Source organism: Herpetosiphon sp. (assembly GCF_003512625.1).
In the GTDB taxonomy this organism is placed as follows: Bacteria; Chloroflexota; Chloroflexia; order Chloroflexales; family Herpetosiphonaceae; genus Herpetosiphon; species Herpetosiphon aurantiacus.
On record NZ_DOPT01000037.1, the window covers coordinates 1 to 6,642 of the forward strand.

Annotated in this window: 4 protein-coding genes; 3 read left to right on the plus strand and 1 reads right to left on the minus strand. The window is 51.3% G+C overall.

The genetic code is table 11. The annotated features are described in order from the left end of the window. Positions 1-205 precede the first annotated feature (205 nt). Entirely contained in the window at positions 206-814 is a 609-nt protein-coding gene (locus tag DEF47_RS08860; protein ID WP_287045091.1) for a TetR/AcrR family transcriptional regulator, read from the plus strand. 59 nt (positions 815-873) lie between these two features. Then, positions 874-1,824: an NAD-dependent epimerase/dehydratase family protein gene (locus tag DEF47_RS08865; RefSeq protein ID WP_012188976.1), complete on the plus strand. Its 951-nt coding sequence runs from the start codon at positions 874-876 to the stop codon at positions 1,822-1,824. A 37-nt stretch (positions 1,825-1,861) separates the two neighbouring features. Here DEF47_RS08865 and DEF47_RS08870 read toward each other — a convergent pair whose 3' ends face one another. Beyond that, positions 1,862-3,910 carry a S9 family peptidase gene (locus DEF47_RS08870; RefSeq protein WP_012188977.1) on the minus strand — a complete coding sequence of 683 codons (2,049 nt, stop codon included), beginning with the start codon at positions 3,908-3,910 and terminating at the stop codon, positions 1,862-1,864. A 384-nt stretch (positions 3,911-4,294) separates the two neighbouring features. On the opposite strand from DEF47_RS08870, the gene DEF47_RS08875 reads away from it, so the two are divergent. Beyond that, the coding region (locus DEF47_RS08875) for a glycosyl hydrolase (RefSeq protein ID WP_287045092.1) at positions 4,295-6,642 on the plus strand (2,348 nt) is incomplete at its 3' end.

Genomic DNA, 6,642 nt, shown 5'->3' on the forward strand with positions numbered 1-6,642 from the left:
CCCTCGCCCGCCGCCGTGGGAGAGGGGTTGGGGTGAGGGAACAAAAATCTCTGCGCCTCTGGGTTATGCATTCCGACCCCTGACCCCTAAAACCTGGCTCCTGATCCCTAAAACCAATTTTGCCTCTTGACAATTCATTTCTGAACAACTATATTATTATCGAACAACGTTCGATAAAATTATTTTGATGGAATGGAAACAGGCGATGGGCAGCAAAGAACGCCGCGAACGGATCAAACAAGCCACCCGCGAGGGGATTCTCAACGGCGCACGCCAAATTGCCCAAGCCGAGGGTTGGTCGGGCTTGACTATCCGCAAGGTTGCCGAGTTGATCGAATATAGTCCGTCGATGGTTTATGAATATTTCGCTAGCAAGGAAGCAATTTTGGAAGCCTTGTTGGAAATTGGCTTTCAACAATTGACCAATGCCATGCAACAAGCCAGTGCTGCCCATGTTGATCCATATCAGCGCTTGCAGGCCATCGCGCTAGCCTATTGGCGCTTTGCCCAAGCCAATCCTGACCTCTATCAAGTGATGCATGGCATGGATGGCGTGACGGTTAACCCAGAGTTGCGCAACCAAGCGGCTTGGCCAACATGTTTATTGGTTGAGCAAGATTTGCAATCATTGTTGATCGACGAACAAGTGACGAGTCCAAATTTGCGTGAAGATAGCGAAATTCTTTGGGCTACCTTGCATGGAATTGTTAGCCTTGTGCTCAGCCAACGCCTCAGCCAAGCCGAACAGATCGAAGCCCGCATCCAACGCACAACCCAAGCCTTGTTACAGGGCTTATTAATGACCAATTCGTAATTTTTTTGAACCTTATCGAACAATGTTCGATTATTGATTATTGTACAAGGAGTATAACCATGAGTTCATTACAAGTTATTTTTGGCACAGGCCCAGCTGGTAGCACGCTTGCTGAAGAGCTTATTAGTCAAGGCCAGCGCGTTCGCTGTATCAATCGTAGTGGTAAGGCCGATCTGCCAGCAGCGGTTGAGGTCGTCGCTGGCGATTTGCTCAATCAAGGCCAAGTTAATGAGTTGTGCCAAGGTGCAAAGGTGGTTTACCACTGCGCAAACGTACATTATGCTGAACAGACCAAGATTATGCCGCAATTTCAGCAAACGATTATGCAGGCTAGCGCCGCTGCTGGCGCTCGCTTGGTGGTGCTCGATACGCTTTACGTCTATGGTTCGAGTCAAGGCCGACCAATGACTGAGGCCACGCCATTTGCGCCGCATACGCGTAAAGGTCGCATGCGAGCTGATTTAGTTGAAACCTATTTGGCAGCGCATCGGGCTGGTACGCTTGAAGTCACGCTGGGTCGAGCTGCCGATTTCTTTGGGCCGCGTGTGCTCAACTCAAGCTTAGGCGATCGGGTGTTTCCGATGCTGTTGCAGCACAAACCAGCTCAATTGTTGGGCAATATCGATTTGCCGCATAGTTTTAGCTATATCGGCGATGTCGCCCGTGGCTTGGCATTGTTGGGCCAACATCCGGCGGCGCTAGGCCAAGCTTGGCATTTGCCCGTCATGCCAGCATTAACCCAACGCGCCATGCTCCAAACAATCGGCACATTGTTGGACTACCCGGTGCGCAGCATTGCTTTGCCTAAAATGGCGATTCAGGCGTTTGGCCTGATGGATTCGTTTATGCGCGAGTTTGTTGAGATGTTCTATCAATATACTGAGCCACAAATTGTCGATGCCCAAGCGATCGAACGCCAACTTGGCTTGGCTGCCACGCCTTTGGAGCAAGCGTTGCAGACAACGATTAATTGGTATCGTGGTCAAAATCAGCAAAAAGCCGCTGCCTAAATGTGGCAACGGCCTTGAAAACAATCTGATCGTGAAATTATTGGCGGCTTTGCCATTCGCCAGCAACGCTGCGCCGGAAGTGATCAGCGGGCTTGAGTTCGTGGCCTTGCAAATAATGGCCGAACCAATCCAGAATATATTCGATTCGTGCGATGCGATGCAATGGCTCGCCGCTACGTGAAAGTTCGTGGCCTTCGCGCGGGAAGCGGACAAAACGCACAGGTTTATCCAGCACTTTGAGCGCGGTATACAGTTGCTCGGCTTGCTCGACTGGGCAGCGATGGTCCTCATCGGAATGCAAAATTAACAATGGGGTGTTAATTGAATTGACATAACGAATCGGTGAGCGTTCCATAAATTTATCGATATCAGCCCAAGGCTTGCCACCGAATTCATCTTCGCCGAAATATGGCCCAATATCCGATGTGCCGAAAAAGCTCATTAAATTGGAGATACAGCGTTGGGTATTGGCGGCGGCAAAGCGCTCGGTATGGCTGATGATCCAGTTGGTCATATAGCCGCCATACGAGCCACCAAGCACACCCATCCGTTTGCTGTCGATCCAATCCCAGGTTTCGGCCAAATCGGCAGCAGCCATGAGATCGCGATAATCATCGCCGCCAAAATCTTGGCGTACCAACGCGCGGAAGCGCTGACCATAGCCTGTGCCACCGCGTGGATTGGTGTAAATCACGCCATAGCCAGCCGCCGCCAGCACCTGAAATTCGTGCATAAAATTGTGACCATAGGCGCTATGCGGGCCACCATGAATATACAACAACGAGGGATATTGCTGGCCTTGGCTGAATCCGACAGGCTTGATCACCCAGCCTTCGATCTCCAAGCCATCGAAGCTATTGTAGGTAAAGCGTTCTGGCTCGATGGTTTGGATGCTGGTGAGTAATGCAGCATTGGGGTCGTAGAGCAGATGAATACTGCCATCAGCATCGCCCATATACAGCGCTTCGAGTTGGGTGGCAGTGCCAGCGGTGAAGGCAGTGCGCTTGTTCAACGATTGGCTGTAGCCCGAAATGCTTGGGTTATCCTCAGGCGTAAGTTCATGCATCGCGCCGTCGCTGTAGCGATAAGCACGGGTGCGGGCGGCACGGGTTGCCAAACAGTAAATGCCATTATCGCGCCAATAAGGCCGATAAGGAAAGCGCCCAATGCGTGCATCGCTGATCACGCTATTTTCAAGCCCATATTCAAAGCCAACACTGAGCAAACGGGCATCACCGCCCGCTCGACTAACACACCACAAAGCCTCATTTGATGCATTGCCCGTATGTTGATCATGGCCGATATAGGCGATTTGGCTGCCATCGGGCGACCAGGTTGGGTGATAGACCGGACCCAGCGCATTAGTTAAACAGCGCGATGTACCAGCTGCAACATTTAGTAGGTACATATCAGCTTGGCGGGTGTGTTCTAATTCGGCCCGCGAAACCGTGATAAAAGCCAACTCGCTACCATCAGGCGACCAAGCCGGATCAGCGTGATCAAAGGCTTGATCGGTGATTTGGTTTGGTTCTTGCCCTAATTCAACCAGCCAAATTTGCGCGTATTCTGGCTGTAAATAGCCCACGCCATCGAATTTGAATGGCAAGCGTTCGATAATTTTTTCGTCGCGCAGGCTTTCGACATGGGTTTGCGCTTTGGCTTTGGCTCCGCGCGAGATAAACGCCAAGGCTTGGCTATCAGGGCGCCAGTTGATTTCGGCCACACCATAACCAAGGCTGGTGAGTTGCTGGGCCTCGCCACCACGAGCCAAATCGAGCACAAACAGTTGAGCCACGCCTGCATCACGAGTTGAGATAAAGGCCAATTTACTGCCATCGGGCGACCAGCGTGGCGAGCTATCGCGACCTGAAACGCTGAACGTCATGCGTTGCGGTATGCCACCATCGGCCTGAATTAACATAATTGCTGAACGATAATCGGGCTTGCGAGTGCCACTCTTGTTGGTGGTTTCCTCGATCCAGGTTTCCACAAAGGCAATTTGCTCGCCGTTGGGCGAAATTTGGGCATCGGAGATAAAACGTAGCTCTAACAGACTCGTGGCTTGCCAGTTGCGCAACTCGGCCATGCTTGATTCCTATTCTCTATATGCAATGATTCGTTAATCTGCAAGCCCTCACCCCCTAACCCGCTCAGCAAGCGGGAGGAAGCATTTCAGCATGAATATCGAAACTCCCCTCGCCCGCCGCAGTGGGAGAGGGGCTAGGGGTGAGGGAACAAATTACATTTATATGCAATTCTGCGCATAATAGCATAGAACGATCATCCATTAAACAACAACTCAGAAGCGTAGTGCATGCTAAATGACTTATTTTAGTCATTGAATAATAGTTAGGAAAAAATTAAGATAGCAGTATATGGATTCTTTGATCGAAGGAGGTTGCTTGATTCATGCGACTAGGGGTTCATAACATTTCGGCTATCGATGTTGATTAATTACACGAGGATGTGCATGAATACACAACATTTACCTAATCGCTCAAGACGATTACCATGGCTTGCAGGAACCCTCCTAACATTATTAACTTCCAGTTTGTTCTTTTCTCCAACCCAACCTGTTGCCAACGCTGATCAAGCTGGGCTGGGCAGTTATACTACCACCTTGCCAGCAGGCGCAAAAGTTCCCGATGATTTTAATGGAAATCCTGTTTCTCCCAAACGCACTGCCAATGTCACTGGCGCTATGCCCACCAACGATTGGTGGAGTTCGCTCGGCTGGCAGCGCTTCCCTGGTAATCCCTATTCGGAAAATATGACGGCCTTGCCGTTGATTGTCAAAGCCAAAGCGACTGGCTTGGGCGTGACCTTCCCAACAATTCCGGCAATTTCAACTGGCTCGCCCAACTACATTGGTGAGTTTCACTATAACGCTTCCGAAGACCTGAACCTTGGTTTGGTGGGCTTGAATTCGCCCGATGCCAAAGTTGACGGCTACTCGGATTGGACAGTCACGGCCTATTGGAATGGTGGCGGCACGCTCCGCGCAACCTTTGGCCATGGCATGCCTTTCGTCTATTTGACCAAGAGTGGCGGCGATGCTTTGATTAGCGCGGCGGCTCCGCCAAGCGTTTGGACTGGCGCTGGCACGAATGCCCTCGGCATCACGGTCAACGGCCATCATTACGGTATTTTTGCCCCAACTGGCACAACCTGGAGCCAATCGGGGAACAATTTCCAATCAAATTTGGCTGGCAAAGATTATTATTCGGTGGCAGTATTGCCTGATAATAGCGTGGCAACCTTTAATTTCTTCAAATCCCGCGCCTATGCCTTTGTCACCAACACCACCGCCAGCTGGAGCTACGACCAAGCTTCTGCTACCTTGAATACAACCTTCAGCGCAACCACGGTTGCCAAAGAAGGCAGCAATACCAACACTGTTTTGGGCTTGTATCGCCACCACGCGATCAACTCATCGACGGCGTTGACCAACTACAGCTACACCACCGCCCGTGGTCAAATTCGCTTGCGCGATGGTAATTCGTTTACCACGGCCATGCGCTTCAATGGTGTGCTGCCAACCCTGCCAGATGCTGGCGATTACAACCGCACCACCCTCAACAATCACTTGAATGATGTTGCCTTCGAAGCTAGCCACTTTGGCGGTGCTGATACCTACTACACTGGTAAGGCGCTCTTACGGTTGGCCAACTTGATTCCGATTGCTGAACAACTGGGCAACACCAACGCCCGCAATGCGTTGATTACCGCTGTGCGCAATCGTTTGCAAGAATGGTTCACCGCTAGTGCCAACGATACCAATGGCCAGTTCTACTACAATAGCAATTGGGGTACGGTCATCGGCTATCCAGCCTCGTTCGGTTCGGATACCGAATTGAACGACCACCACTTCCACTATGGCTATTACATCTACGCTGCGGCAATCTTGGCCCAATATGATCCAAACTGGGCGCTCGATAGCAACTGGGGTTCGATGGTCAAGCTGTTGATCAACGATGCTGCCAACATCAGCACCGCCACTGATCCCCGCTTCCCACGCTTGCGCACCTTCGACATCTACGAAGGCCACTCATGGGCTTCGGGTCACGCGGGCTTTGGCGCAGGCAACAACCACGAATCATCATCAGAAGCAATGATGTTCAACAGCGCTGTGCTGTTGTGGGGTGCAAACACTGGCAATACCCAATTGCGCGACCTTGGGATCTTCATGTATACCCATGAAACCCACGCGATCGAGCAATATTGGTTCAATGTTGATAACGCTGTGTTTCCTGCTGGCTTCACCGCCAACAACAACCACCCCGCCGTCGGGATGGTTTGGGGCGATGGTGGTAGCTACGCAACTTGGTTCAGCGCCAACCCCGAAATGATCCACGGGATCAACTTCTTGCCCTTCCACGGTGGTTCGTTGTACTTAGGCCGTAATCCAGCCTATGTCAACAAAAACTACAGCCAAATGCGCAACAACATCGGCGGCGCAGAACGTTATTGGTTAGATGTTATTTGGCAATTCCAAGCGTTTGGTGATGCAGCAACCGCCGCAACCAAGTTTGATACGGTCGCCTATACCCCAGAAGAAGGCGAAACCAAGGCTCATACCTACCACTGGATTCGCAACTTGAAGCAGTTGGGTTCGATCGATACTTCGATCACCGCCAACACGCCAACCTATGCAGTTTTCAACAAAAATGGTGTACGCACCTATGTTGCTTGGAACCCAACCGCGAACCCATTGACCGTAACCTTCTCGAATGGCGTGGTGTTGAATAGCATTCCTGCACGCAGCATGGCTCGCAGCACGGGCACAACCCCACCACCAACCGCGACTCCGGTCAACCC